The organism is Mesobacillus boroniphilus JCM 21738 (genome assembly GCF_000517385.1).
Taxonomy (GTDB): Bacteria; Bacillota; Bacilli; order Bacillales; family Cytobacillaceae; genus Mesobacillus; species Mesobacillus boroniphilus.
In genome coordinates, this window is record NZ_BAUW01000159.1 from 1 (window position 1) to 3,964 (window position 3,964).

The window sequence follows — 3,964 nt, forward strand, 5'->3', positions numbered from 1 at the left end:
ATGAGATTTTGTCTGAAGTGATGCCATGTTCGGCCAAAAACACGTCACAAGCGTGCAGTTTTGTCTGAAGTGATGCCATGTTCGGCCAAAACTTCAGTTCCATCATAAGAAATTGTCCGAAGTGATATGAGGTTCTGAAAATTAATTGACCTTTTGCTTGCTTATATGTCTTTTTTCCTCGTAATTAGCCAATTTGTGTTAATCCCTTTTAAAAATGGGTAAAAGAAAGTGTCATATTTCTAAACTATTTTTAAAAGGTTGGGGTGCTCAGTGAGCAAAAATTCAATAGCAACACGTTTTCTAAGAGGATGGAAAAGGCTTCATATGAACCAGGTGCTGGTTTTGTCTGTTTCAACAGCAGTACTGGCATTCTTAAGTTTTTTCCATGTTTATTCTGAGGGTGCTGACATCAGTGCATTGAATGATGATATGGCACAGTCAACCGTCATTTACGATGCAAATGGTGAAGTCGCCAGCAAAATTTCCGCCCTGAAAAATGAGGGTATCAAGATTGAAGAAGTTCCGGACCATGTCAAGAATGCTGTTATTGCCATCGAGGACCACCGTTTTTATGAACACGATGGTGTAGATCTTGTCGGTATTTCGCGGGCATTTATCCAGAACGTCAAGGCAGGAAGCATTGTTGAAGGTGGAAGCACGATTACACAGCAGTTGACAAAGAATGCTTTGCTTTCGAGCGAAAAGACATATAAAAGAAAGCTCGAAGAATTTTTCATGGCAAGGGAAATTGAAAAGCAATATTCCAAAAATGAGATTATGCAAATGTACTTGAACCGGATTTATTTCGGTAACGGTTCATGGGGGATTAAAAGGGCTGCCATGGGTTACTTTGGCAAGGACGTCAAAGATCTTTCAATCAGCGAAGCGGCTATGCTTGCTGGCTTGATCAAGGCACCTTCTGCATTGGATCCTAATAAAAATTATGAAGAAGCAGTGGACAGACGAAATCTTGTTCTCCAAATGATGAATACCCATGGTTTTATTAAGGAAGAGGAATATAAACAAGCAGTGGCTGAAGAGATTGTCCTTAATGAAAAAGGCGGAGATCCGTTGCGCGGCCGCTATCCATATTATCTTGACCATGTTATTGATGAAGCAATCAAGAAATACGGTCTGACACAGGAAGAAATTCTGACTGGCGGGCTGCAAATCTATACCGAACTTGATGTGACAATGCAATCAGCAGTGGAAGCGACTTATGCGAAAGATGATATATTTCCAAAAGGCACTGACAAGCAAATCGTCCAAAGCGGCGCTGTACTGGTCGATCCTAAAAGTGGAGGGATTCGTGCCCTAGTAGGCGGCCGCGGTGAGCATGTGTTCCGGGGTTACAACCGTGCTACTCAGTTAAAAGCTCAGCCGGGCTCAACGATGAAGCCTCTTGCTGTATTTGCACCTGCGCTTGAAGAAGGCTGGGGTGTTACGGACATGCTTAAGGATGAGGAAATGGAATTCAAAAACTATAAGCCTCAAAACTACAATGATAAATATAAAGGCGAAGTCCCAATGTATGAAGCCTTGAGAGATTCAGTGAATGTGCCTGCTGTATGGCTGCTGGATGAAATAGGAATTGTAAAAGGAATGGAATCTGTAAAGAATTTCGGCATTAATCTCGATCCAAAAAACGACCGTAATCTTGGCCTGGCGCTTGGAGGCTTATCCACTGGGGTATCCCCGGTAACAATGGCTGAGGCATATTCAGCATTTGTCAATAATGGCGAGCGGCACGAGACACATGCAATCACCAAGATTGTTGATAAAGAAGGCAATGTTATTGTTGAATATGAAGGTAAGAAAAGCCAGGTTGTTTCAAAAGAAACTGCAGAGAAAATGACGACGATGCTTCTTGGTGTCGTACAGGAAGGAACAGGGAAAGGTGCGCAAATCGACGGTAGAGAATTAGCTGGGAAAACAGGCTCAACCCAAGTTCCGATTGAAGGAGTAAAAGGGATAAAAGACCAGTGGTTTGTCGGGTTTACGCCACAGCTAGTTGGCGCTGTATGGGTTGGTTATGACAAGACAGACAAGGAGCATTACCTAACCACCACAAGCAGCGAAGGAGCTGCCCTGATTTTTAAGGACTTTATGTCTGAAGCATTGAAAAATACGGATGCACAGTCTTTTAATGTCCCGCCCCTTTCAAAATATATAGAAGAGCACAAGAGGAAGCAGCGTGCCAAGTCTGTAAAAGAGTTAGAGGAAAGGGTTAAGAGGGAAGGAGAAAAACTAAAGAAGCAATGGGAAGAAACAAAAAAGAAGCTAAAAGAGAAGCCGAAAGAAGAAGCAAAAAAGAAAGAGGAAAAGGATACAAATACTGAATCGGCCGGGGCGTCAACGAATAATTCTGGCAACAGCAATGACACCAGCAACGACAGCGATAATGGTGATACCGGTGGTGAAGGAGATGTCGTTGGTGAAGGAGATACCGGTGGTGAAGAAGATACCGGTGGTGAAGGAGATGCCGGTGGTGAAGAAGATACCGGTGGTGAAGAAGATACAGGTGGTGAAGGAGACGCCGGCGGCGATGGTGAATCCGATGGTGAAGGTAATACTGAAGACACTGGAGAGTCTGAAGACGATGGGTCTGATGATAATGAAAAAGAAGATGGTAGCAATAATTAACCTAATTAATACCAACCAGGCACAGGGGACTTGTCTCCTGTGCTTTTTAGTATGCATAAAAGGAACGAAAAAAAGACAAAAAAAAGACCTGCTCGAAAGCAGGTCTTTACTGTCCATCAATTTATATCAAGCTTAAAAGGAAACCGATCACGACGACTGCGCCGATAATCATAAGAATGGTTCTTACCATGAAACTTCACCTCAGTCATTATTTTATCTATTATTGGGACTATATCTGGAATGATTCGGAAGACTCGATAAGTTGCTTGCGTTTTACGCGAAGTACAGAAGCTTCATTTGTAAGCAGCTTTGTAAGCTGGTTTAGTTTCGATTCTATATCTGTACCTTCCATAATAATTTTTAAAGTTGTATTTGGTTCCACCGTCAGCAGGAAAGAAACAAGCTTAGACAATGAAGTTGCCTCAACTGCCTTCTGGCGGCTGTATAAGTAAGTCGTACCGTCCAACTTTTTAGCAGCCTGATAGATTTCAAGCATTTTCTTCATAGTGAATCTTTTCTGAACCATAACATTAGATGACATAATCTCTTTCATTTATATATAACTCCTTTAATGAATCATTTTATTAGGTTAATAGAATATTACCCCGTTAACTTAGTTTGAAAACCTTTAGCAGATAAATTGGGCGATGTTAGCAGGCTAACCAGCTAGGAAGCATTTGAAGCAAGGTAGTTCTCAAGCGCAGAGGCACTCCGTCTCAGGATGGAGATAGAAACGGTCAGGAGAAAGTTTATTGCAGCCTGAAAATTTAGCTAATAAGACAAATTGCCATTTATTGTGATTGGAGTAGTGCGGGGTTATCTCTCGGGTTGGCTGGATGCCGTTGGTCTTTGCTGTTCTGTTTTTGAGAAGTGCGGTTCCAAGGTTCTTTTTTCCGGCTGAACATGGAATGGTACAGGGAATCTTGAAAAAAGAGGACTATACAACTGCGGCTGGTTTGAATCAGCTTGTGATGAGTCTGTTCATGCTGTTTGGCAATGGACTCGGGGTACTCGCTTAATGGTCAATTGGTATTTATGGCGCTATTATAGTTGACACTCTGTCGTTCATCATCAGTGCTATGCTTATTCAGAAGACTGACGTTTCGAAGGAGGCGCGACTGCCAAATGGCTCTCATATAATAAAGGATTTAGGTTTGATACAGGCGCCGATGCCGCTGTTATTTTATTTAATAGGAAATTATGGAAATTATAAAATATTTTCAATGTGGATAACTATCCAGGTTTTCTTAATCCAGCTCCAGCGCCTAGCCCCTCGAGTCGCTTGTCTAGCTGCGGCTCCTAACTCCTCGAGACGCTTCGG

3 protein-coding genes are annotated in these 3,964 nt (G+C 42.3%); 2 read left to right on the forward strand and 1 reads right to left on the reverse strand.

Annotated features, from left to right (window positions below):
• The first annotated feature begins 324 nt into the window (after positions 1-324).
• On the forward strand, positions 325-2,643 hold the full coding sequence (locus JCM21738_RS21090) for a transglycosylase domain-containing protein (protein ID WP_023615434.1): 2,319 nt from the start codon (positions 325-327) through the stop codon (positions 2,641-2,643).
• A 229-nt stretch (positions 2,644-2,872) separates the two neighbouring features.
• On the opposite strand, the gene JCM21738_RS21095 is transcribed toward JCM21738_RS21090, so the two are convergent.
• Complete coding sequence (locus tag JCM21738_RS21095) at positions 2,873-3,196, reverse strand: HPr family phosphocarrier protein (protein WP_023615433.1); 324 nt, start codon at positions 3,194-3,196, stop codon at positions 2,873-2,875.
• Between the two features lie 283 nt (positions 3,197-3,479).
• On the opposite strand from JCM21738_RS21095, the gene JCM21738_RS24910 reads away from it, so the two are divergent.
• Positions 3,480-3,662: a hypothetical protein gene (locus tag JCM21738_RS24910; RefSeq protein WP_023615432.1), complete on the forward strand. Its 183-nt coding sequence runs from the start codon at positions 3,480-3,482 to the stop codon at positions 3,660-3,662.
• The last annotated feature ends 302 nt before the right edge of the window (positions 3,663-3,964 follow it).